Annotated in this window: 18 protein-coding genes; 12 read left to right on the top strand and 6 right to left on the bottom strand. The window is 65.5% G+C overall.

Translation table 11 applies throughout. The annotated features are described in order from the left end of the window. Nucleotides 1-93 precede the first annotated feature (93 nt). The 4 genes from GXP34_14225 to GXP34_14210 all read left to right on the top strand — a co-directional run bounded on the left by GXP34_14225 (nucleotide 94) and on the right by GXP34_14210 (nucleotide 4,697). The gene (locus tag GXP34_14225; protein NOY57123.1) at nucleotides 94-1,626 is read left to right on the top strand and encodes a cytochrome C; all 1,533 of its coding nucleotides are present in this window, start codon (nucleotides 94-96) and stop codon (nucleotides 1,624-1,626) included. Between the two features lie 124 nt (nucleotides 1,627-1,750). Then, on the top strand, nucleotides 1,751-2,716 hold the full coding sequence (locus GXP34_14220) for a hypothetical protein (GenBank protein ID NOY57122.1): 966 nt from the start codon (nucleotides 1,751-1,753) through the stop codon (nucleotides 2,714-2,716). Further along, on the top strand, nucleotides 2,713-3,543 hold the full coding sequence (locus tag GXP34_14215) for an aldolase (protein NOY57121.1): 831 nt from the start codon (nucleotides 2,713-2,715) through the stop codon (nucleotides 3,541-3,543). Before GXP34_14220 ends, GXP34_14215 begins: the two co-directional genes overlap by 4 nt. After that, entirely contained in the window at nucleotides 3,543-4,697 is a 1,155-nt protein-coding gene (locus GXP34_14210; GenBank protein ID NOY57120.1) for a Gfo/Idh/MocA family oxidoreductase, read from the top strand. Before GXP34_14215 ends, GXP34_14210 begins: the two co-directional genes overlap by 1 nt. A 65-nt stretch (nucleotides 4,698-4,762) precedes the next feature. On the opposite strand, the gene GXP34_14205 is transcribed toward GXP34_14210, so the two are convergent. The 4 genes from GXP34_14205 to GXP34_14190 all read right to left on the bottom strand — a co-directional run bounded on the left by GXP34_14205 (nucleotide 4,763) and on the right by GXP34_14190 (nucleotide 10,821). Continuing rightward, on the bottom strand, nucleotides 4,763-5,125 hold the full coding sequence (locus GXP34_14205; protein ID NOY57119.1) for a hypothetical protein: 363 nt from the start codon (nucleotides 5,123-5,125) through the stop codon (nucleotides 4,763-4,765). A 1,593-nt stretch (nucleotides 5,126-6,718) separates the two neighbouring features. Next, the gene (locus tag GXP34_14200) at nucleotides 6,719-8,875 is read right to left on the bottom strand and encodes a cytochrome c3 family protein (protein NOY57118.1); all 2,157 of its coding nucleotides are present in this window, start codon (nucleotides 8,873-8,875) and stop codon (nucleotides 6,719-6,721) included. Nucleotides 8,876-9,023: 148 nt separating this feature from the next. Continuing rightward, nucleotides 9,024-9,920 (bottom strand): 1,4-dihydroxy-2-naphthoate polyprenyltransferase, encoded by an 897-nt coding sequence (locus GXP34_14195; GenBank protein NOY57117.1) that lies wholly within the window; start codon nucleotides 9,918-9,920, stop codon nucleotides 9,024-9,026. Nucleotide 9,921: 1 nt separating this feature from the next. Continuing rightward, on the bottom strand, nucleotides 9,922-10,821 hold the full coding sequence (locus tag GXP34_14190) for a 1,4-dihydroxy-2-naphthoyl-CoA synthase (protein NOY57116.1): 900 nt from the start codon (nucleotides 10,819-10,821) through the stop codon (nucleotides 9,922-9,924). A gap of 35 nt (nucleotides 10,822-10,856) precedes the next feature. Here GXP34_14190 and GXP34_14185 point away from each other — a divergent pair, with 35 nt between their 5' ends. Together GXP34_14185 and arfB are read left to right on the top strand one after the other, a co-directional pair. Further along, nucleotides 10,857-12,182: a 2-succinylbenzoate--CoA ligase gene (locus GXP34_14185; GenBank protein ID NOY57115.1), complete on the top strand. Its 1,326-nt coding sequence runs from the start codon at nucleotides 10,857-10,859 to the stop codon at nucleotides 12,180-12,182. Then, nucleotides 12,179-12,607, top strand: coding sequence for an aminoacyl-tRNA hydrolase (gene arfB / locus GXP34_14180; GenBank protein ID NOY57114.1), 429 nt, complete (start codon nucleotides 12,179-12,181; stop codon nucleotides 12,605-12,607). The genes GXP34_14185 and arfB overlap by 4 nt, the downstream gene beginning before the upstream one ends. Here the strand turns inward: arfB and treS are convergent. Further along, entirely contained in the window at nucleotides 12,573-14,186 is a 1,614-nt protein-coding gene (gene treS / locus GXP34_14175) for a maltose alpha-D-glucosyltransferase (protein NOY57113.1), read from the bottom strand. The genes arfB and treS overlap by 35 nt on opposite strands. 90 nt (nucleotides 14,187-14,276) lie before the next feature. Here treS and GXP34_14170 point away from each other — a divergent pair, with 90 nt between their 5' ends. From GXP34_14170 to GXP34_14145, 6 genes are all read left to right on the top strand, one after another. Further along, a complete protein-coding gene (locus GXP34_14170) occupies nucleotides 14,277-14,717 on the top strand; it encodes a hypothetical protein (protein ID NOY57112.1) in 441 nt (146 codons plus the stop codon). A gap of 133 nt (nucleotides 14,718-14,850) precedes the next feature. Next, nucleotides 14,851-15,852: a YihY/virulence factor BrkB family protein gene (locus GXP34_14165; GenBank protein NOY57111.1), complete on the top strand. Its 1,002-nt coding sequence runs from the start codon at nucleotides 14,851-14,853 to the stop codon at nucleotides 15,850-15,852. Next, the gene (locus GXP34_14160; GenBank protein NOY57110.1) at nucleotides 15,849-17,615 is read left to right on the top strand and encodes an ABC transporter ATP-binding protein; all 1,767 of its coding nucleotides are present in this window, start codon (nucleotides 15,849-15,851) and stop codon (nucleotides 17,613-17,615) included. Before GXP34_14165 ends, GXP34_14160 begins: the two co-directional genes overlap by 4 nt. After that, on the top strand, nucleotides 17,612-19,393 hold the full coding sequence (locus GXP34_14155) for an ABC transporter ATP-binding protein (protein NOY57109.1): 1,782 nt from the start codon (nucleotides 17,612-17,614) through the stop codon (nucleotides 19,391-19,393). Before GXP34_14160 ends, GXP34_14155 begins: the two co-directional genes overlap by 4 nt. 218 nt (nucleotides 19,394-19,611) lie before the next feature. Further along, nucleotides 19,612-21,024, top strand: coding sequence for a Fe-S cluster assembly protein SufB (gene sufB, locus GXP34_14150; GenBank protein NOY57108.1), 1,413 nt, complete (start codon nucleotides 19,612-19,614; stop codon nucleotides 21,022-21,024). A gap of 256 nt (nucleotides 21,025-21,280) precedes the next feature. Further along, on the top strand, nucleotides 21,281-22,120 hold the full coding sequence (locus GXP34_14145; GenBank protein ID NOY57107.1) for a hypothetical protein: 840 nt from the start codon (nucleotides 21,281-21,283) through the stop codon (nucleotides 22,118-22,120). Between the two features lie 78 nt (nucleotides 22,121-22,198). On the opposite strand, the gene GXP34_14140 is transcribed toward GXP34_14145, so the two are convergent. Next, nucleotides 22,199-22,837 (bottom strand): DUF4389 domain-containing protein, encoded by a 639-nt coding sequence (locus tag GXP34_14140; protein NOY57106.1) that lies wholly within the window; start codon nucleotides 22,835-22,837, stop codon nucleotides 22,199-22,201. Between the last annotated feature and the right edge of the window lie 150 nt (nucleotides 22,838-22,987).

Below are 22,987 nucleotides of genomic sequence, written 5' to 3'. Positions count from 1 at the left end.
GAACAGGTTCGACAAGAAGAGACGGTCGGTCGTGAGGCCGGTGAGGGCCGATCGACTAGCGTGGATCAGAGATCGGTTGAGGAGGGATCGAGCGTGAGTGACAGGGAGAGCGAGACCAAGGCCGAGGCGGTCGAGGGCAGGAGCCTCTACCGCCATCCTTTGGCTGCGGTGGGCGGCGCGCTCGTCGTCGCCGGGATACTCGGGTTCGCCATCCTCGCATTCGTCGACCTGAGTTCACCCGCCGGCAACCCGTATCGAGGACTCGTCACATTCATCGGTTTTCCCTCGGTGGTTCTGCTCGGCCTCATCCTCTTCCTGCTCGCCATCCGCATCCAGGTCGTCAGGGCTCGCCGGCGCGGAGAACACGTCCGGTTCAACCTTCGGTTCGAGCCGTCGAACCCCCGGTACATGCGCTCCCTTGCGCTGTTCGGCATCCTCACGGCGATGTTGCTCGGCACGGTCGCCTGGGGTGGTTACAAGGGGTACGAAGTCACCGACTCCGCAACGTTCTGCGGGGAGGCGTGCCACACGGTGATGAACCCACAGTGGGTCACCTATCAGCAGTCTCCGCACGCTCGCGTCGCCTGTGCAGAGTGCCACATCGGCCCCGGCGCATCGTTCTTCGTGCGCGCCAAGATCGACGGTATCCGCCAGGTGGTGGCGGTGCTGACCAACTCGTACGACCGTCCCGTGCCGACACCGGTGACGAGTCTGCGACCTGCTCAACAGACCTGTGAGGGATGCCACTGGCCCGATCAGTTCTATGGCGAGAAGCTCGTCACGAAAACGTACTACCGGACCAACGAGGCGAACTCGCCGTGGACGATCAGTCTGCTCATGAAAGTCGGTGGGGGGAACCCCCGAACCGGCAAGCAGGAGGGCATCCACTGGCACATGCTCGGCGAGAACAAGATCGAATACGTGACGACCGACAAGAAGCGCCAGCAGATGATCTGGGTGCGGTTCACGGACGGCGAGACGGGGAAGGTCACCGTCTTCAAGCGTCCCGATGCGGTGGTCGATCCCGATTCGCCCGACGTCGAAGTTCGTATCTTGGACTGCATGGACTGCCACAACCGGCCCAGTCACGACTTCCTCCCTCCGGCGACGGCGATCAACCTCGAGATGACCAAGGGCACGATCTCCAAGGACCTCCCGTTCGTCCGCTGGCAGGGGCTGACCTTGCTCAACGCGCCATATGACACGAAACCGGAGGCAGACGAGGCGATCCGGTCCGGGCTCCTGGCCTACTACGCGAAGCAGTATCCCGGCAAGGTGGATCAGGGCCAGGTCGAGAAGGCCGCCGACACCCTGGTGCGCATCTACGACGCCAACTTCTTCCCGGAGATGAAGACCGACTACCGGGCCCGCGAGGACAACCTCAGCCACTTTGTCAACGACGGCTGTTTCCGGTGCCACTTCTCGGATCTGGAGAGCGATGACGGGACACGGATCTCCTCTTCGTGCAACTCGTGTCATACGATCGCCGCCCAGGGCCCCTCGGACAACCTCGCCGACATCGAGAACAGCGTGGCCGGTCTTGCCTTCCAGCATCCTGTCGACATCGGAGACGCGTGGAAACAGATCAAGTGCACGCAGTGTCACACCCCGGCGCAGGGGTATTGACGGTCGTCGGTGATCGGTCGTCCGTGGGAGCGGCCACGCCCGCCCCACGGTCTTGCATCGACGCGAGGTCGCGATACGAAGTACAAAGTACGAGATACAAAGTACGAAGTACGGAGTCTCTCGAATGCCCGACCGCCGGCGATTCGCCGGTGATGCCGTGACCTCGGTCGAGGTGACCTGTGCCGGCATAGCGGTGTGCGACGTCGTTGTCCGCACCGTCCGCCACCCCTTTCCGCTCGGCCTCCTGCAACTGGTCGACGACCTGACACTGGTGGAAGGCGGATGCGCGCTTCGCACCGCCAGGGCACTCGCCGGCATGGGGGTCGGCACGACGCTGATCGCTCCGGTCGGCCCGGATCTCTTCGGCGAGGTACTCCGCCGGTCGGTGGAGGGCGACAGGCTCGACACCCGATGGGTGGAGGTCGACGCCAACACCTCGTCGTCGGCCATCCTGGTCGACGACGCCGGTGAGCGCACCATCTTCCATCAGATCGGAGCCAACCGATTCCTCACCGCCGAGCACATCCGTGAGCGGACGAAAGGGCGGTTTCTCCACGTCGGAGGTGCGCTGGTGCTGCCGGCACTCGACGGCGAGCCCCTTGCAGAGCTCTTCGCCCACGCCAAGCGGAACGGGATGCAGACCAGCCTCGACGTCGTCTACAACGCCGCCAACGACTGGGACCTGGTGAACCCGGCTCTTGCCCACACCGACCTGTTCTGCCCCAGTCTGGCCGAGGCTCGGGCGATCACGGGCGAATCCGCTCCCGAGGACGCCGCCGCCGAGCTGAGACGGCGAGGGGTGCGGGTGGCCGTCGTCACCGACGGAGTCGACGGCTGCTGGTTCGACTGTGACGAGACACGTGGCCATGTGGCCGCAATCGAGGTCGACTCGGTCGATAGTACCGGTGCAGGAGACGCCTTCACGGCCGGTGTCCTCATCGGCCTCCTGCGGGGCCTACCATCGCCGAAAGCCGTCCGGCTGGGCACCGCCCTCGGTGCCCTGGCAGCCACCGCCAGCGAGACATTCGCCGGACTGAACGATCCCGACGAAGCCTGGCGCATGGCCGGGCTGGAGGAACCAGACAGATGAATGGCCCGCGGCTACACCGACTGTTCGATCCGGTCTCCGAGCGTTGCCTGGACGTGGCCGTCGACCACGGCTTCTTCAACGAGCCCGGCTTCCTTCAAGGCATCGCGCACATGCCGAGCGTCATCGCAAGCCTTGTCGAAGCCGCACCCGACGCCATCCAACTCTCTCCCGGGCAGGCGAGGCTTCTCCAGTCGATGCCCGTTCGCCCGCGACCGGCGCTCGTGTTGCGGACCGACATCGCCAACGTCTACGGCTCCGACGTGCCGGACCGCCCGTTCTCCGAGCTGATCGAGGACGCGGTGGGCCAGGCCGTTCGGCTCGACGCCGCGTGCGTGGTCGTGAACCTCCTCGACATCGACGGTCGCCCCGAGCTGCACCGCGCGTGCGTTCGTAACGTCATGGCACTGCGCGCCGCCTGCGACCTGGCGGCGATGCCGCTCATGGTCGAGCCGCTGGTGATGCGCCCCGACGGAGGCGCCTACACCGGGGTCCGCGACGTGGACCGGATCAAGGCTCTGGCTCGTCAGGCCGTCGAGCTGGGAGCGGACGTCGTGAAGGCGGATCCCAGCGACCCGGCGGACCGCTACGGGGACGTGATCGAGGCATGTGCACCGATCCCGGTTCTCGTTCGTGGTGGCGGCAAGGTCGATTCCGCCGAGCTCTTCCGGCGGACGGCCGCCGTCCTGGAGCAAGGTGCGGCCGGGATCGTGTACGGCCGGAACATCGTCCAGCATCCGAAGCCCGCCGTCATCACCCAGGCGCTGATGGGGATACTTCATCGAGGCTGGACCCCCGAGGAGGCCGTCGAGCATCTCGACGCCGCATGATGGCTCGACAGGTACGCGTCGGGATCATCGGTGGCGGCTTGATGGGCCGCGAGGCCGCCGCGGCGTTCGGTCGCTGGATGGCACTCCTGGACGTTCCCGTGGTTCCCCGCCTCGTCGCCGTCTGCGACATCGACGCCGAGCGGAGAGCCTGGTTCGAGCAGATCGACACGGTGGAGATGACAACCGGTGACCACGCCCGGCTCATCGAGGCCGGCCTCGACGTCGTGTACGTTGCGGTCCCACACGTCCTTCACGGCGCCATCTACCGTGACGTCCTCGATGCGGGCATCGACCTCTTCGGGGAGAAGCCGTTCGGTATCGACCTTCCGACGGCGCAGTCCATCGTCACCGCGGTAGGAGACTCGGGCGTCTTCTCGCGCTGCTCGTCGGAGCTGCCGTTCTTCCCGGGTGCGCAGATGGCGATGGCCGAGGTCGCCTCCGGTCGTCTCGGCCAGATCATCGAGGCGCGCGCAGCGTTGCTCCACTCATCCGACATGAACCGGGACAAGCCGATCAATTGGAAGCGCAAGGTCGCCACGTGTGGCGAGATCGGAGTCATGGGGGACCTCGGTATGCACGTCGTCCATGTTCCGCTCCGGCTCGGGTGGCTCCCCACCTCGGTGTACGCAACCCTTCAGGACATCGTTACCCACCGGCCTGGACCGAACGGTGAGCCGGTCGCCTGTGACACCATCGACAACGCCTCCCTCGTCTGCACCATCGACTCTGCGGAGGGTTCGTTCCCGCTTCATCTCGAGACCAAGCGAATCGCTCCCGGCCAGTCCAACACCTGGACGTTCGAAGTGCTGGGCATGGAGGGCGGGGTGTCTTTCTCGACCCGTTCGCCCCAGATCGTGCGCCGCTTTCGTATCGATCCGTCGGGCCGGCAGATGTGGGAAGAGATCCAGCCCGGACACGCTTCCGTCTTCCCCACCATCACGGGATCCATCTTCGAGTTCGGGTTTCCTGATGCCCTGCTCCAGATGTGGGCGGCGTTTCTCACCGAGAGGGCAGGCGAGTTGGGCGACCGATTCGGTTGTGCCACTCCCGAAGAGGCGCTGGCCGGCCACCGGATATTCGCCGCCGCTCTCACGAGCGCCGCCGAGGGGCGAGCCGTACCGCTGCCGGTCACCGGAAAGCAGGATGAGGCCTGAGGAGCGCGCCGAGCGATACGAAGTACGAAATACGAGATACGAAGTACGGCGAGCCCAGCGAGCCGTCAACCGGTGGCAGTTCCCTGTCGGCTGCAGTCGACACACGTCGCCGTCGTGGGGCGGGCGTCGAGTCGTTCCCGGGGTATCGCGTCGCCGCAGAGGTCACAGATGCCGTAGGTGCCCTCGTCGAGTTTGGCGAGCGCCCGGTCGGTGGCGGCGAGGGAGGCCGCGAGAGAACGTGCCGCCGCCGTGGTGTTGATGCGCTCGACCGCTTCGGTGGTCCCGTCTCCGATTCGCTTTCCGAAGGACAGGTTCGTTCCGGCGACGGGAGGCTCGACAAGGTGTGCCAACTCTGTCTCGAGAACCCGCTTTCTCTCCTGCAGCGTTCGGGCGATGTCTGTGTGGTCCACTGTCCGGTCTCCCGTCATCGGATCGAGGGTTGCGTTCCCGCCGGAGGACGCGCCGAGCGCCAGACGCTCCCGAGGTCTCGTGGCGCTCCCACGTGAGCGTAGCGAGGGGGAGGTGGAAGAAGCGAGAGGCCCGGGGCTTGCCCGGGCCTCTCGAGCTGCTGGTAGTTCAGGCGTATTACGGTTTCGAGTGGTATCCCTCGGCCGTCGCCTTCAGTTCCTCGTCCGTCTTGACGCTCGCCGTACCACCGTCACGGTGACACGACTTGCAGGCCCAATCCAGCGTGATCGCCGAGTTGGCTACCGAGCCGTCCTCGGAGAACTGGTTGGTCAGGTTGGGGTCGATGGCGAACAGGTGTGTTCGGATGTCGCCGGTCCATGCAGCGGGATCACCGACCGCGGACTTGACGATCCGTGGCATGTGACAGTCGATGCATTTGACGAAGCCCGACATGACGGTCGACTTCTGGTAGTCGGCCTGTTCCTCGTGGCAGGTTTGACACGGGAAGTTCGCTGCGAAGTCCTCTCCGGCCTTACGTAGCGCGATGACGCCTGTATGCGGATCATGGCACGTGACACAGCTGAGGGACGCGTGCTTTGTCTGCAACAGCTCCTCACCCTGCTCGTGGTGCTTGATGAATCCTCCTTTGGCGTCGATCGTCAGGGTCGACCCGCGTCGGTGACATGAAGTACATGCCTCGGACGACACGTCCACCTTCATCGCGACTCCATACGGATCCGCCACGTGGTTGCTTCCAGGGCCGTGGCACTCTTCACACTGGATCCCGGGCTCCGCCCAGGTTCCGATAATCCCCTCGAGTCCATCCTGATGGCCTTCGGGCCGGTATCCCGTCGTATGACAAGGACCGCAGTCATACGCCTTCTGTTGACCCGCGTGGTACGCGACCCAATTGTCTCCGAGCCCGATGGTCGGGTTCGGCAGGTTGTACTGCGTTTTGGCGTTTTCGTCGCCGGTGATGATGAAACCGTCGAGTCCGATGAAACGGGCCTTCCAGTTGTACCCACCGATCACGTACGTGATGTCGTCCCAGGTGTACCCCTCAGGAACCTGGGTGATCTCGGTGAACGGGTACGTCGGCGGTTGTCCGTCGACCACCTTGTTCAGTTTGTACGGATGTCCCGACTTGAGGAACTTCTCGGCGTTGTCCGGATGGCATCCGGCACACGTCTGTGTTCCCACGTAGTCGGCTCCGACGGTTGCGGCGGCAGGCGCCGCGGGTCCGGCAGGTCCGGCCGGCCCGGCAGGTCCTTGGGGCCCCGCGGGCCCTGCAGGTCCTGTGTCGCCGGCCGGTCCGGCACACGCGGCGAGAATCATTGCAAAAACGACTACCAGCAGCAGTAGGGATCGTTTCATATCTCCGTCCCTCCTTCCGATCCTCAGGATCTGTAAGGGATACTCTCTTGTCGACGTCCCGTTGGGCTAGGGCCAAAAGACCCATTCATGGTCGTATATCAGAGAGGCTGATCAGGTGTGCTGATGACACAGGACCGGAACCATAAGGATGGAACGAGAGAGGCGTCCCGTGGAGGGGAGCGCTCCCTGTCGAGAGGGGCCCGACATACGTCGGGCCCCTCCGGCTTGGGTTGCGGTCCCTACGGTCGGGTCATCCCCGAGACATCGCCGCCGACGTCCTTGATGCTGTCGTACAGGGTCTGGACGATGTACTCGCCGTTGTGGGCGAACCCGCCCGGATCCTTCGTCGCGTACTGATAGTTGTACGCGGCCCGCAGCAAGCGGGGTGTCCATGTGCCGTAGCGGTTTCCGTAGTTCGCCTCGTCGGCGCCGGCCACTCCATCGCCGTTCGTGTCGATGAAGTAGTACGGGTACGAGTTCGGGTCGTAGACGATCGCTTCGGCCCCCGCCGTCTTGGCCGCGTAGGCCTGGATGGCGGCGAGCAGGTCGGCCCGCATGGTTTGGATCTCGTCCCACATGCCTTCGGTCGTGTCGCCGTCACCGTCGTAGTCGATGCTGGACATGCGGATGGCGTGCAGGTCGTCCTCGGTGGCGACCGTGCCGTGACAGGCCGAGCACTTGTCGACCCGGACTTCCAGGGCGTGCTGATCGTGACACTGGGTGCACTGGTTCAGCGGGTGATCCTCGTTGTAGCCGACATAGGTCTTGCCCGCGTACTCGTAGGCGCCCTTCGCCTGGTCTCCGAAGATCGTCGCTCCGGCCGCGAAGTAGTGCACGTTCAGGAACCGGAGCGAGTCGCTCACCACATCGGCCTTCGTGTCGCCGATCAGCTTGTCGACCGACACGGTCGACTCCCTGCCTTGGTGACACGTCATGCACAGGTTCATGTTGTTGCTGCCGCTGTCGATCTTTGCCCCACTCGGGAAGGTCACCGAAGCAACCTCGTATCGATCAAAGGTCGACAGATCGCTGTGGCAGGTCGAGCACAAGAGGCCGTTGGAAACCGGCTGCGCGATCGTGACGCCTTCTTTGAAGAAGAGCGGGAGACCGGTCGCCGAGTGGCACTTGCTGCACGACGCCGGGATCTCACCGTCTTTGTCCCAGTGGCGGAACGCCGCTTCGGATCCTGCGAAGTGGCCGGCGTCGATGCGGTGCACGTCGGTCATGGCGATCGGCGATGACAGCACCGAGTTCAGGTCGTCGGTCGAGTCGACGAGCAGCTCGATGATGTACTTGCCGCCGTGGGCATACCCGCCGGGATCCTTGATGGAGACCTGATAGTTGTAGGTCGCCTTCAGGAGTCGCGGGGTCCAGCTCGCATACTTGTTGCCGTAGGAGGCTTCCTCCCCGTCGGCGTCGCCGTTCGCGTTCGTGTCGACGAAGAAGTACGGGTACGACTCTGCGGCGTAGACGATCGGTGTGCCGACCTTGGACGAGGCGTACGCCTGGATTGCTGCGTACAGCTTCTCTTGCAGACCTTCGATCTCGGAGGCGATGCCTTCGGTGATGTCGCCATCGCCGTCGTAATCGACTTCCGAGCCGGCCATCCGGATGTTCTCGAGGTCTTGGACCGACGACACTCCCGCGTGGCACGTCGAGCACTCGTCGACCTTGAGTTCGAGCGTGTGTTGATCGTGGCACTGGATACACGTCGAGTATCCGTCCACATGTGCGAAGACCGCGTCGTACGACTTGCCGTCGTATTCGTAGCCGCCCTTCGTCACGGTCCCGTACTTGGTCGCTGCCGCTGCGAAGTAGTGGATGTTGATGAAGCCGAGGTCTTCGGAGACCGTGTCCTCATCGATTCCCTGAACGGCTTCGTCCACGGTGCCCTTCCATGCCCGACCCTGGTGGCAGGTCATGCATCGCGCCTCGGCGTCGAGGCCGGTGAGTTCGACACCGGAAGGCATCGTCACATGGTCGAGTTTCAGGGTCGCGTCGTTGTGACAGGCGACGCACTCCACCGTCGTCCCGATCGCAGCGTCGGCATCGACCGTCCCGAATGCGGTGCCGTCGGCGCCGACGTAGTCCTGGAAGCCCGGTGTGCTGTGACACTTCGCGCAGCGGGCGGGGATGATCGCCGGGTCGTCATCGTTCCAGTGATTGAACGCCTCGGCGCTCGCATCGGCGTGGCCGGATCCCTGCCAGTCGGCGAGGAATGGTATCTCCACCGCCGGCTCGACGGTCGGCGGGGCTGTGGTAGCGGTGGCTGTGGTTGTGGTCTGTGGTGGACTCGTCGTCGTGGTCGTCTCGGCGGCCTTGTTGTCGCACCCTGCGACCAACAGAATGAGGAACAATCCGAGAACGCCGACCACGAGATATCTCAATCGGGTCATCACGTGCCTCCACGCAAGCGATATAACGTTTCCAAATTCAGTCTGATGGAGTGGGCTGATCTTGAGTAGGGCCGTTCGGCCTTAGTTTCGGCCGGTTCGTCCCGGGCCCACCGTCGCCGAGCGGTCCCGGGCGCGCCGTGAAGGCCCGTCAGCCGATTGCGGCGCCGATGGCCACCAGAATGCCGAACACCAGGTCGAGACGGGCGACCCCCTTCAGCACGCCGATCAACGCGGGCCCCGACGTCTCGCGATGGATCGTGCCCGTCAAGGGAATCGCGAGCGGAGCGGTGACCAGTGCAAGCGCCGTCCAGGCCGGCGTCCATCCGGCGAGTGCGAACACGCCGATCAGGACGAACGATCCCCACACGAGCACGTCGAAGAGGATCCTCGTGCGATCTCGCCCCATGATCACCGCAAGGGTGCGTTTGCCGGCGCTACGGTCCGTCTCGATGTCTCTGACGTTGTTCGCCACCAGGATGGCGGTGACCAGGAACCCCATCGGGATCGCCAACAGCCAGGCGTCCAGTGGTGCCGCACGGTCATACACGAAACGCGACACGACGGTCGCGACGAGACCGAAGAACACGAACACGAACACCTCGCCGAGGCCCCGGTACCCGTAGGGTTTCGGCCCGCCCACATAGCCGAGGGTCGCGAGGATCGATGCGACCCCGACGATCACGATCACCCACCCTGCGATCGCAAAGAGATACACCCCTGCGACCGTCGCGACGGCGAACGCGACCCAGGTGCCGAGCTCCATCGCACGTTCGGTGAGCAGACCGGACGCGACGGCACGTTGCGGGCCGATCCGGTCCTCGTTGTCCGCGCCCTTGCGCGCATCCGAGAGATCGTTGGTGAAGTTCGCGGCCACCTGGATGGCGAGAGCGCCGATCGCCGTTGCGATGAGCGGTCCCCATCTGAAGGCACCGTCGCCGATGGCGAGCCCTGCGGCGACCGCCACGGGGGCGAGGGCCGCAGGCAGGGTGTGCGGTCGCGAAGCCAGGTACCAGGCACCGCTCTTCGTCGTGGGATCCAGCGTCATCTCAGAAGTGATGGGGGAAGGGGGACCAATCGGGTTTGCGTTTCTCGAGGAAGGCATCCCGCCCCTCTTCGGCCTCCTCGGTCCCATAGGCCAGCCTGGTGGCCTCGCCCGCGAAGAGCTGCTGGCCGACGAGTCCGTCGTCGGGGAGGTTGAACGCGTACTTGAGCATCCGGATGGACGTGGGGCTCTTCGCGTTGATCTCGGCCGCCCATTCGAGAGCGAAGGACTCGAGTTCGGCGTGAGGGACCGACGCGTTGACCGCTCCGATCGCCACCGCCTCGTCGGCCGAGTAGTCGTGGCCGAGAAAGAAGACCTCGCGTGCCTTCTTCTGCCCGATCTGACGGGCGAGCAGCGCCGACCCATACCCGCCGTCGAACGAGGCGACGTCGGCATCCGTCTGTTTGAAGATGGCGTGCTCCTTCGACGCGATGGTGAGATCGCAGACCACGTGGAGGCTGTGGCCACCGCCGACCGCCCATCCGGGCACGACGGCGATGACGACCTTGGGCATGAAGCGGATGAGCCGTTGCACTTCGAGGATGTGCAGCCGTCCGAGACGGGCAGGGTCGATCCCGCCTTCACCTTCATACCGGTAGCCGTCCGCGCCGCGGATCCGTTGGTCGCCGCCCGAGCAGAACGCCCATCCGCCGTCTTTCGGGGACGGTCCGTTGCCCGTGAGCAGCACCGCACCCACGTCGCTGGTCATGCGGGCATGGTCGAGGGCGGCGAAGAGCTCGTCGACCGTGTGCGGCCGGAACGCGTTGCGCACCTCCGGCCGGTTGAACGCGATGCGGACCGTGCCCTGGTCGGTGGCCCGGTGATAGGTGATATCGGTGAACGTGAACCCGTCGACCGGCCTCCACGCGGACGGATCGAACAGCTCCGAGACGCTGTTTGTCATCGAGCCTCCATTGCTTGCCCGGTACTGTAGTGAGCGTGAAAGACTGGCCGGCAGAACAGGCGGAGCACAACCCCGACGTGCCGTTCCTCGTCACGCCGGATCGGACGTTCTCCTACGCCCGTATCGAGCAGATGGTGCGGCGCGCCGCAGGCGGGCTCGCCCCGCGGATTCGTTCCGGTCGACTCGTGGGTGTCATCGCCTCGTCGGACGTCGAGACGGTGGTGACGATGTTTGCCATTCCCCGTGCCGGGGGGATCCTCGTTCCGATCGGCGCACGGCTCACCCGGGCAGAGGTCGACGATCTGTGCGACCGCCTGGGTGTCGATCTGCTCCTCGACGGTTCCGTGGAGCTCGACGGGGCTCCGGCCGAGCCGGCAGGCGCGGACCCGGATGATCCCTATGCGGTGGTTCCCACGTCGGGGACGACCGGACATCCGAAGGGGGTGGTGCTGACCCGGCGGAACCTCGTCGCGGCGGCCGAAGCCTCCGCTGCGTTCTTGGGCCATCGGCGAGGGGACGGGTGGCTCTGCGTACTTCCCCTCCATCACGTCGGCGGGCTCTCGATCCTCATCCGATCGGCACAGGTCGGCGGGACCGTCGTGCTGGAACCGGCGTTCGAGTCACGGCGCGCCGCGGCGCTCCTGCACCAGGTGCGGTTCGCGTCGTTCGTACCGACCATGCTGACCCGAATCCTCGAACACGCCGAAGGGCCGTTCCCGGATCTCTCGACCGTGCTCGTGGGAGGCGGCCCGCTCCCGACGGGGCTGCTCGACGATGCACGAGCGGCCGGCATCCCCGCCGTGCCCACCTACGGCGCCACCGAGACGGCGGCACAGATCGCCACGGGCCGGCCGGGAGAAGCCGGCGTGCGTCCGCTGCCGTCGGTGGATCTGCGCATCACCGACCGGAGTGGACGAAGCCTCGGGCGGGGGACCGTGGGCGAGATCGTGATCGACGGTCCGATGATCTCGCCCGGATATCAGGGTGCCGAGCCACGCGTGGGCCCGTACCGCACCGGTGACCTCGGCATGCTCGACGAGGAGGGGAACCTGACGGTGCTCGGGCGCGTCGACGACATGGTCGTGACCGGGGGAGAGAACGTATACCCGGTCGAGGTCGAACGGGTGCTGCTCGCACATCCGGCCGTGTCCGACGCCGCCGTGTGGGGAGCCGATGACCCGCAGTGGGGCGCCACGCTGCACGCGGCGGTCGTTGCCGACGGGATCGATGAAGACGCCTTGCGGACGTGGGCGCGAGAGCGGCTCGCCGGATACAAGGTGCCGAAGGTGTGGCATCTCGTCGAGACCGTGGAGCGCTCGGCGATGGGCAAGATCGACCGGCGGGCGCTGGAGGGGCGATGAGCGAGGAGCCGCTCCGCGTCGCCGAGGACTTCGTGATTCCCGGTGATGAGCTGGTCTGGCGCTTCGAGACGACCGGCGGTCCCGGTGGCCAGCACGCCAACCGGTCACGGACCCGTGCCGAGCTGAGCTTCGACCTGGGGGCGTCGGACGCCGTCGCCGCACAGATGAAGCAGCGCATGCTGGCTCGCCTCGGACACCGAGCCCACGGCGGGGTCGTCACCGTCGCGGTGGACGAGTCACGCTCGCAGTGGCGGAACCGGCAGATGGCCAGGCGCAGGCTCGCCGATCTGCTTCGAGAGGCGATGACCGAACCGAAGCCGCGCAAACCGACCAGGCCATCCGGCGGGGCCCGGCGCCGCAGGCTCGAGGCCAAGCGGGCCAGGGGAGCGATCAAGCGGCTTCGTCGTCCTCCGGAGGTCGAATGATCGACAGCCACCGGGAGCCGTACGGGCCGAGAGAGAGCTCGCCGGCGCCGGTCGGTTCGCCGGTGAGCAGGTCGGTGCCGGGCTGCGGGAGCTGCATCGTCGCCGGGTGATCGGACAGGTTCGCAACCACCAGTACGGCGTCGTCGTCGTAGGTGAGCACATAGGCGAGCAGTGCCGGATCGGTGGGCTGGAGCCATTCGACGTCGCCCCTCCCGAAGGCGGGATGGAGCCGGCGGACCGCGATGGCCTTCTTCGTCCAGTTGAGCAGCGACGACGGGTCCTCGAGGCTCTGGGTGACGTTCACCGCCGCGTAGCCGTACTCGGGATCGTCGATGACGGGTGTGTAGAGCGCAGAGGGGTCGGCGCCGGAGAACCCGGCGTTGGGACCGCCGTCCCACTGCATCGGTGTGCGGAGGCCGTCGCGATCGGGAAGGTCCAGATTGTCGCCCATGCCGATCTCGTCGCCGTAGTAGAGAAACGGCGTGCCGGGCAGACCGAACAGCAGTGAGAGCATGAGGCGTAGTTTGCGCGGGTCGTTGCCGAGCAGGGGGGCGAGGCGCCTGCGAATGCCGACGTTGAGCTTCGCCCTGGGGTCCGTGGCGTAGTAGCCGTACATCTCGGCGCGTTCCTCTTCGGTGACCATCTCGAGGGTGAGCTCGTCGTGGTTGCGCACGAAGATCCCCCATTGGGCCGATGGCGGGATCGCGGGGGTGCGGTCGAGGATCCATTCGATCGGTGCGCGCTCGCCCCGTGCGAGGGCGAGGAACAGGCGGGGCATCAGGGGGAAGTGATAGTTCATGTGGAGCTCGTCGCCGTCACCGAAATACGCTGCAGCATCTTCGGGCCATTGGTTCGCCTCGGCCAGCAGCATGCGGTCCTCGTAGCGGGCGTCCAGATGTGCGCGGATGGTCTTGAGCTCGGCGTGCGTCTCGGGAAGGTTCTCGCAGTTGGTCCCTTCCCGCTCGTAGAGGTAGGGGACGGCGTCGAGTCGCAGGCCGTCGACGCCCATGTCGAGCCAGAAGTCCATGATCTCGAGGACCTCGGCCCGGACCGCGGGATTGTCGTAGTTGAGGTCGGGTTGATGGGAGAAGAACCGGTGCCAGTAGTAGGCGCCCGCCACCGGATCCCATGTCCAGTTCGATGTCTCGGTGTCGGTGAAGATGATGCGTGCGTCGCCGTAGCGATCCGGCGTGTCGCTCCACACGTAGAAGTCCCGTTCGGCGGATCCGGGTGCTGCGCGACGGGCACGCCGGAACCAGGGGTGTTGATCCGAGGTGTGGTTGACGATCAGTTCGGTGATGACCCGCAGGTCCCGCCGGTGGGCCTGGTCGAGGAAGCTGCGAAAGTCGTCCAAGGTCCCGTAGCGGGGATGGACCGATCGGAAGTCGGAGACGTCGTACCCGTCGTCTCGCAGCGGGGATGGGTAGAAGGGCAGCAGCCAGATGGCCGTGATGCCGAGATCGCAGAGGTAGTCGAGTTTGGAGGTCAGGCCGGCAAAGTCGCCGAACCCGTTCCCGTCCGCGTCGCGAAAGGATCGGATGTGGGTTTCATAGACGATCGCGTCTTTGTACCAGTTCATCGGGTGGAGCCTAGGCCCCTCGTTCTCGTGACGTTTCGCGGGAATAAACCGGCTCAACCGTCACGAGAACGGGAAGTTTAGGCTGGAGGCATGACACTGTACGGTCCGAAGCCCGAAATCGAGGTGGCCATCCTGGCCGACGCGGTCCAGGCGGTCGGCGGCAAGCTGTACGTTCTGGGCGGCGGTTGGGACACGCTGTTTGCCACCAAGTTTCCTGCACGACATCCGAGCCTCGGGATCGGCGTGCGCATCAGGGTGCCGTGGAGCTCGGTCGATCAGGAGTTCCGCCTGTCCGTGGATCTGCTCGACGAGGACGGCCACAGCGCGTTCGGGGGCAAGACGATCACCCAGACGTTTCGTGCAGGGCACCCTCCAGGGCTTCCGGACGGCGCCGACGTGGGGATCGTTCGGGCGCTCACGATCAACGGGTTGGTCTTCTCGCGCTCCGGTGGCTACTCGTTCGTCGTGGCCATCGACGGCGCCGAGGCGCACCGGATCTCGTTCCGGGTGCGGGAGCGCGACCAACCCTGACCTTTCTCGTCAATGCGGGCGTCGCCATTCGACGCTGCCATTGACAGGAAACGGGGTTGGTGTCTTCTCGTCAATGCGGGCGTCGCCATTCGACGCCGGCATTGACAGGAAACGGAGCTTCTAACCTTGCGGGGTGAAACCGATCATCGACCGCATCGAACGCCAGCCCGTCGTCCGCTTCTGGAAGCGGTTCAACGCCGCCGGGCCGGGCGTGCTCGCGGCGGCGGTCGCCTACAACCTCTTCTTCGCGCTCGTCCCCGTCGCGGCGGTCCTGCTGATCGTCGCGTCGCTGCTCGGCAAGGACGCCAAGGCCACCGAAGATGCACTGACCGGTCTGCTGCCGGCCGACATGGCGAAGACGGTCGCCCAGGTGCTCAGCAGCGTCGCCGAGCTGCTTCCCGAGAGGCGGGGGATCTTCATCGCGGTCGGCCTCATCGTTGCCGGCTGGTCCGCTTCGCGAGGCGTGATCACGCTGATCCGGGTGCTGCTCCAGATCGAGGAGCTCGACGAGGACCGTCCGTGGTGGAAGGTCCGCCTCATCGCCATGGCACTTACCATCGGCGGAGCGGTCGTGTTCACCCTCACGATGGTCCTCATCCCCGCCGGCGGGGTGATCGCCGATCGTCTCGAGGAGACGACCGGGATCGGTGGGATCCACGCGGTCTGGAGCGCTCTGCGCGTCCCGATAGCGGCGATCGGGATCCTCGTGTTCCTGTGGCTCTTCTACCGGTACGGGCCTCCGCGCCGGCTTCCCGGGATCGCCCTGGCCGCCCCGCTTGCCGCGGGCGGCATCGTCGGATTCTCGCTGGCATTCCAGGCGTTCATCGACTGGCGGGGCGGCGCACCCGGAGCAACGTTCGCGGTGTTCACCCTCGCCGTATTGCTGGTGTGGCTCTACGTGATCGCCTACGTCATCATCGTGTCTGCATCCGTCTCGGCGGCGCTTGTCCACCGGTTCGGCCGGTCGGTACCGGATCTGGAGCCGGCCGGACCCACGAAACACGCGAAGAGAGACTCCGTCGGAGATGAAGGTCCTGACGGGTACTTCGCCGAATACGCAGATGGGCACCACGGTGGGGACGACGCAGATGGCGGGGAAGACGCCGACGACGCCGATGGCGGGGACGACGAATGAGTTCGACGCTGCGCGACCCGACGGTGAAGGCCGGGCTGAGCCTCCTCGGCCGGACGCTGTTGCGGTACCGCAAGGCATCGGCGCTCTCGATCGGCAGCGCCCTGCTGTGGATGTCGATGGTGGCGCTCGTGCCATACCTGACGAAACTCGTCGTGGACCGAGGCATCGACGGCAAGCGGCCCGATCTGCTCGTGCCACTGTTCTGGCTGATCGTCGCCGTCGGATTCCTCAAGGCACTCGGGATCGGTGGCCGCCGATTCTTCGCGTTCAGTCTCTCGTACCGTGCCGAGACCGACTTGCGGAACCGCCTGTTCGAACACGTCCAGCGCCTCGCGTTCAGTTTTCACGACAAGGTCTCGACGGGTGAGCTGATGGCGAGAGCATCGTCGGATCTGTCGCAGGTTCGACTGATCTTCGCCATGATGCCGATCACGATCGCGAACGTCGCCCTCACGATCATCATCGTCGTTGCCCTCATCGCGCTCGACCCCGTGCTCGGAGTCATCGCCTCCCTGTCCGTACCGGCGCTGTACCTGCTCGCCAATCGCTACGCCACCCGGATTCTGGGAGTGTCCTGGGAGGTGCAGCAGAATCTCGCCGACCTCTCCAGGGTCGTCGAAGAGGTGGTGGCGGGGGTGAGGGTCGTGAAGTCCTATGGCCAGGAGGAGCAGGTCGTCGACCGCCTGAGCAGGAGCGCGGATCGCATCTTCGGGCGGACGATGAAGATGCTGCGGCTGCGGTCGGTGTTCGTGCCGATGTTCGAGATGATCCCTGCCCTGGGGACGGCGGCGGTCCTCGCCATCGGCGGGATCCGTGTCGTCTCGAAGGCGATGACGCTGGGCGACTTCGTCGCGTTCACCCAGTACATGGCCGTGCTGACGTTCCCGCTGCGGATCACCGGTTGGTTCTTCGCCGAGCTTCCCCGGTCGGCCGCCGCCGCGTCGAGGGTGACCGAGCTGCTCAAGACCGGGCCGGACATCGAGACTCCCGAGAAGCCGGTGCCGCTGCCGGACGGGCAGGGTTCACTGCGCTTCTCCCATGTCTCGTTCGCCTACCCGGAGGGTTCCGCCGTGCTTCGCGACGTCGACCTCACCATTCCCGCCGGCACGTCGGTCGCGGTCGTCGGCTCGACCGGATCGGGCAAGACGACCTTCGCCTACCTCGTGCCCCGCTTCTATGACCCCGACAGCGGCTCGATCCTGCTCGACGGCGTCGACATCAGCCGTCTACGGATCGACGACCTCCGCAGCCAGGTGGCGCTGGTGTTCGAGGAACCGTTTCTGTTCTCGGCGAGTATCGGCGAGAACATCTCGTTCGGTGCCCCCGACGCGACGGACGAGCAGGTCAGGCTGGCGGCTCGTCTCGCGCAGGCGCACGAGTTCATCTGCCGGCTCCCCGACGGCTACGACACCGTCGTCGGAGAGCGCGGTTACAGCCTCAGTGGCGGTCAACGCCAGCGGATCGCACTGGCGCGGGCGATTCTCCGGGACCCGCGGGTCTTGATCCTCGACGACGCCACCTCATCGGTCGACGCCGTCACCGAGATGGAGATCAGGGAAGCACTCGAGGAGGTGATGGCAGGCCGCACGACCATCATCATCGCCCACCGCACCTCCACGCTGACCCTCGCCGACAGGGTGGTGCTGCTCGACGACGGTGAGATCATCGCCTCAGGGACGCACGACCAGCTGCTCGCCGAGTCACCCCGATATCGCGAAGTGCTTGCCGAGACCGGCGTGATGCCCAAAGGGGCGACGCCATGATGTATGCACGCTACGGCGGGGAGCACGAGATCGACCGCCCGTTCAGGCTGCTCGCCAGAGCAGGACGATATGGCCGGCCGCTGCTCCGGGCAGCGCTGTGGGCACTGTTGCTCACGGTCCTCGCCACGGTCGCGAGGCTGTCGGTCCCGCTGATTATGCGTTCGGGGATCGACAGCGGCGTCATGGCAGGCGACGTGGGGGTCATTCTGCGCGACACCGGCGTGTATCTCGTCGTGTTGGTGGCGCAGTACTTCACGCAGCGTTTCTCTGTCTTTCAGGTGGCCGCGGTCGGAGAGCGGTATCTGCGCGACCTGCGGGTGCGATTGTTTCGCCACATGATGAGCCTCGACATCGCTTTCTTCTCCCGGTCGAAGGTCGGTGTGCTGGTTTCGAGGATGACGTCCGATGTTGAAGCCTTGACCGCGTTCGTCGATCAGGGGGCGATCTCGGTGATCACGAGCGGGCTCATGGTGACCGGCGTGACGATCGCGATGTTCGCGATCGACACGACGCTGGCATGGACGGTGCTCGCGCTGCTGCCGGCCCTCGTCGGTGTCTCGATGATCTTCCGCAAGTACGCGAACAGGGCGTACGAGGCGATCCGGGAGCAGATCGGTCGTGTCCTGGGAACGCTGCAGGAAGGGATCTCCGGCGTGAGGGTGGTGCAGGCGTACACGCAGGAGCGCCGTCAGGCCATCGAGTTCGGACGGGTGAACCAGAAGTACTTCGAAGCCAACCTGCAGGCGGCGAAGGCCATCGCCTCCTACTTCCCGTCCGTCGACTTCATCGCCACGATCGGGACCGGTCTGGTGCTGTTGGTCGGTGGTCGCCGGGTGCTCACCGGCCAGCTGAGTTTCGGCTCCCTCGTCGCGTTCTTGCTCTACCTTGGGTACTTCTTCGATCCGATCGTGCAGCTCTCCAACGTGTACAACCTGCTGCAGGCGGCACTCGCTGCGCTCTCGAAGCTGTTCGGGATCCTGGACACCGAACCCGGCCTGGCCGAAGCATCCGAACCGGTTCACCTGCCCGATGGGGCGTGTGGCGAGGTCGCGTTCGAGGACGTCACGTTCGGATACGACCCGGAGCTGCCGGTGCTGCATGATGTGAACCTGCACCTGCGGTGCGGAGAGCGACTGGCGATCGTCGGTGAGACCGGCGCGGGCAAATCTACGATTGCCAAGCTCGCCATCCGCTTCTACGACCCGACGAAGGGCCGCATCACCCTCGACGGCGTGGACCTTCGAGACCTCGACTACGAAGAGCTGCGGCGCAGCATCGCCATGGTTCCGCAGGAGGGGTTCCTGTTCGCAGGATCGCTGCGGGACAATCTCGCGTTCGCCAGGCCCGGCATCGACGACGAGGAGCTGTGGCGGATCTGTGAGACGGTCGGGATCGCGGATTGGGTGAGGAGCCTGCCCGAACGCCTCGATACCGACGTGCGCGAGCGGGGGAGCAGGCTGTCGTCGGGGGAACGTCAGCTCGTCGCGCTCGCCCGGGCACTCGCCGCGGACCCGGCGGTGATCGTGCTCGACGAGGCGACCTCCAACCTGGATCCCGAGACCGAGGGTGTCGTCGAGGCCGCCCTCGATCATCTTCTGGAGAACCGCACGGCGATCGTGATCGCCCACCGGTTACGAACCGCGAAGCGCGCCGACCGGATCGTCGTCATGGACGACGGCCGGATCGTCGAAGAGGGCAGCCATGAAGAGTTGCTGCGGGCGGGGGGTGCCTACGCCCACCTGAACGAGGTGTGGTCGCGAGGGGTCGGAAAGCGATAGGTACACGCCGGGGCTCTCCCCTTCTTGGTCTGGAGGGTGAAGTGTCGGGCCCTGCGAGGGGGGCGTGGCCGAAGGAGGGGGGATGCTCCACGCCATCGTCCCCGGCTCGTTCCTCGCCTCGGCCACTTCCCCTGTGAGGGGAAGGAAAAGGCCGAGTAACCTGCGAGTTCCGACCCATGATATTATGCACTACCGGCGTAGTGTAAAAGGTGTGAAGCATGTCCACAGTTGATCTCGACCTCGGCGCATACTCCCTCGGGTGGCACGACTCGGAAGAGACCACGGTCTACAAGGCCCGCAAGGGCCTCGACGAGGACATGATCCGTGACATGTCGGCCATGAAGGGGGAGCCGGAGTGGATGCTCCAGTTCCGTCTCAAGGCCTACAAGCGCTTCCTTCGCAGGCCGATACCGAACTGGGGTGGTGGCGGTCTCCTCGACGAGATCGATTTCGACGACATGTACTACTACGTGAAACCGAGCGAGGGCACCGTCGAAGACTGGGACATGGTGCCCGAGTCGATCCAGGAAACCTACGAGAAGCTCGGCATCCCCGAAGCCGAACGCAAGTATCTCGCCGGGGTGAGTGCCCAATACGACTCCGAAGTCGTCTATCACCGCAACCGGGAGAGTCTCGCGAAGCAGGGCGTGCTCTTCTCCGACATGGACACGGCCCTCCAGGAGCACCCGGACATCGTGCGCGAGTACTTCGGAACGGTGATCCCACCCAACGACAACAAGTTTGCCGCCCTCAACTCTGCGGTCTGGTCGGGCGGCTCGTTCATCTACATCCCGCCCGGGATACACCTCGACCAGCCGCTGCAGGCCTATTTCCGGATCAACGCCGAGAGCATGGGGCAGTTCGAGCGGACGCTGATCATCGTGGACGAGGACGCCTTCGTGCACTACGTCGAAGGGTGCTCGGCGCCGGTCTACTCGAAAGACTCGCTGCACGCGGCCGTCGTGGAGATCATCATCAAACGAGGCGGCCGCTGCCGTTACACGACGATCCAGAATTGGTCGCGCAACGTCTTCAATCTCGTCACCAAGCGTGCCGTCGCGTACGAGAACGCGACGATGGAATGGGTCGACGGCAACCTGGGATCCCGCCTGACCATGAAGTACCCGGCCGTCTGGATGATGGGCAAGGGCGCCCACGGTGAGGTGCTCTCCATCGCGTTCGCCGGTGAGGGCCAGCATCTGGACGCCGGGGCGAAGATGGTGCATGCGGCATCGAACACGACGTCGACGATCACGTCGAAGTCGATTTCGAAGGGCGGCGGTCGTGCCGGATACCGTGGCCTGGTTCGTGTGGAACCCGGAGCGCACAAGACCAAGTCGTTCGTGCGCTGCGACGCGTTGATCCTGGACAAGGACTCACGCTCCGATACGTATCCCTACATGGAGATCGAGGAGGCAGACGCCCAGATCGGTCACGAGGCGACCGTCTCGAAGGTCGGTGAGGATCAGCTCTTCTACCTGATGAGCCGCGGGCTCAGCGAGGAGCAGGCGACGTCGATGATCGTCGCAGGGTTCATCGAGCCGATCGTGAAGGAACTCCCCATGGAGTACGCCGTCGAGCTGAATCGTCTCATCGAGCTGAACATGGCCGACGCCGGCGCGGTCGGTTGAATGGGCGCACTCCGGGCTTTTCCCCCGTTCTCGTGACGTCTCGCCGGAATAAACCGGCCCAACCGTCACGAGAACGGAATTGGAGGGGGTGGGATGGTCGAACCACCCGCCCCGCCCGGCCTACACTCACGGCTGCAAACCCGCACGCACTCGCACCGGACACGCACAAGCCGAACAGGGACGGTAGACGATCAGACACGCCACATCGCGGCCAGACCGGCCGACACGAGGTCGCCTGGCCAACTACGCCGTGCTGATGGTCGTCGGTGCGATCGTCGCGGCGGTGTCCATCTCGACGCCGCCGACTCGATGGGAGCAGTCTGTCCCCGTCACGACCGCCACCGGACTTCCCGTCGCATACGCCGTCCCCGTCACCTTCGCTGACCTCGGACCTCGACTCGTCGCCGCAGGAGTGATCGACCCTGAACGGTTCACCATGGCGACAAGCGGTGGACGTTCCCTGACCGCGGATGAGCAACGTATTCTCGACGGGACCTTCGACGGCCGGTTCGTCGTCGATGCATCCTCGGCCGGATTCCTGCTGAACTTCTTCTGGGCGGCCGGACTCGCGAACGACAACCCCATCCTCACATCCGGACCCATGTCCTCGAACGGCGACGTCGGACGGTTCGCGTCGACCGGCGGTTGGACCGTCGGGGCGCGCCCCGGGGCCGAGCTGTTCGCGTCGATCCCCCTCGTGACGCTGTCACCGGCTCAGCAGGCACGACTCGAGGCCGTCGCCCACGCCGTGTATCGCCCTTGCTGTGACAACCCGACATCGTTTCCAGACTGCAACCACGGCATGGCGATGTTGGGGTTGCTCACCGTCATGGCATCGGAGAACGCGTCCCAGGACGCCATGTTCGACGCGGCGCGCTGGGTTTCTGCACTCTGGTTCCCGGCGCAGGCGGCGATCTCCGGCGCGTACGCCGGCGTTCAGGCCGGCGGTCACGATTGGTCCACCGAGGACCCTGCCGTCCTCCTCTCCCGTGACCGGTTCTCGGCTTCCGGGCAGCGCAACATCACCGCCGTGCTCGCATCCCTCGGCGTCGTCCCCGGCGGCGGCGCCGGTGGCACAGGGTGTGCACTCGGGTAGCCGTCGCTCATCCTTGGTGCCGGCGCGTGAGGTCGCAACGCTCCGCCGTACGTCTCGTCCTGCAGCGCTTCGGTCCTTTCAGGCGAGTGAGAAGGGCGGGTAGCGATCGGTGATGAAGAGCAACGCGTAGGCCTCGACTCGAAGCCCCCACCGTAGGACGCCTTCCACGAAGTCGAAGATGCCCCGGGGATAACGGCCGGTGAAGAGTATGGCGAACCAGGCGACGACCACGGCGACGATCGCCGCGATGCCGAGGAAGAACAGGACGATGTAGTGGGGAATGGCGAGCAGCCATTTCACCAACGGCAGCCAACGGTTGAGATCCCGTTCGACGTTCGGGTAATCCAGGTCCAAGCGAACGAACTGCTCCTCGTCGGTGGACGGATACGTGTCCGACATCAGGGCCAGATAGGAGGCCACCCTGGTGCAGAACCGGGTGAGCTGCAGATTGAAGTCGAACCACCAACGCGGGTACTTCTGCCGGAACAGGATCATCAGGAGGACCGGCGCCACCAGTAACCCGCCACCTGCCTCCCCGATCCGGGCGCCGCTCTCACCGAACGTGGCGCCGAACGAGGACCCCCCGACGAGGCCCAGCACGATCGCGATCGGGATGACGTAGAGAAGGCGTAGCAGCGTCGACAGGCGGTCCAGGTCACGGTCCGGGTACTCGATGCTCAACCGCGCCGGGTACGTTTCGTCGAGTCCGACGGTCATGGTCAGCTCCTTTCGTGCACCACCAAGCGTACGTGAAACATTGTGAAGCCGCGGTCGAGGTGCGCGAGGTCTTCGACGCCCACGCGGGAACACCCCCATCGCCTCGAAGACTCGGCACTTGCTCCTGAGGCCGCGGGGACACCCCCATCG

The organism is Actinomycetota bacterium, assembly GCA_013152275.1.
GTDB lineage: Bacteria > Actinomycetota > Acidimicrobiia > Spongiisociales > UBA4744 > BMS3Bbin01.
The sequence above is the reverse complement of the archived record's forward strand: the minus strand, read 5'-3'. Positions and strand labels throughout refer to the sequence as shown.

Bases quoted from the DNA above. Each gene is read 5' to 3' on its own strand.
- GXP34_14220 (NOY57122.1), top strand. From the start codon at position 1,751: ATGCCCGACCGCCGGCGATTCGCCGGTGATGCCGTGACCTCGGTCGAG.
- GXP34_14215 (NOY57121.1), top strand. From the start codon at position 2,713: ATGAATGGCCCGCGGCTACACCGACTGTTCGATCCGGTCTCCGAGCGT.
- GXP34_14210 (NOY57120.1), top strand. From the start codon at position 3,543: ATGGCTCGACAGGTACGCGTCGGGATCATCGGTGGCGGCTTGATGGGC.
- GXP34_14205 (NOY57119.1), bottom strand. From the start codon at position 5,125: ATGACGGGAGACCGGACAGTGGACCACACAGACATCGCCCGAACGCTG.
- GXP34_14200 (NOY57118.1), bottom strand. From the start codon at position 8,875: ATGACCCGATTGAGATATCTCGTGGTCGGCGTTCTCGGATTGTTCCTC.
- GXP34_14195 (NOY57117.1), bottom strand. From the start codon at position 9,920: ATGACGCTGGATCCCACGACGAAGAGCGGTGCCTGGTACCTGGCTTCG.
- GXP34_14190 (NOY57116.1), bottom strand. From the start codon at position 10,821: ATGACAAACAGCGTCTCGGAGCTGTTCGATCCGTCCGCGTGGAGGCCG.
- arfB (NOY57114.1), top strand. From the start codon at position 12,179: ATGAGCGAGGAGCCGCTCCGCGTCGCCGAGGACTTCGTGATTCCCGGT.
- treS (NOY57113.1), bottom strand. From the start codon at position 14,186: ATGAACTGGTACAAAGACGCGATCGTCTATGAAACCCACATCCGATCC.
- GXP34_14170 (NOY57112.1), top strand. From the start codon at position 14,277: ATGACACTGTACGGTCCGAAGCCCGAAATCGAGGTGGCCATCCTGGCC.
- GXP34_14160 (NOY57110.1), top strand. From the start codon at position 15,849: ATGAGTTCGACGCTGCGCGACCCGACGGTGAAGGCCGGGCTGAGCCTC.
- GXP34_14155 (NOY57109.1), top strand. From the start codon at position 17,612: ATGATGTATGCACGCTACGGCGGGGAGCACGAGATCGACCGCCCGTTC.
- sufB (NOY57108.1), top strand. From the start codon at position 19,612: ATGTCCACAGTTGATCTCGACCTCGGCGCATACTCCCTCGGGTGGCAC.
- GXP34_14145 (NOY57107.1), top strand. From the start codon at position 21,281: ATGGTCGTCGGTGCGATCGTCGCGGCGGTGTCCATCTCGACGCCGCCG.
- GXP34_14140 (NOY57106.1), bottom strand. From the start codon at position 22,837: ATGACCGTCGGACTCGACGAAACGTACCCGGCGCGGTTGAGCATCGAG.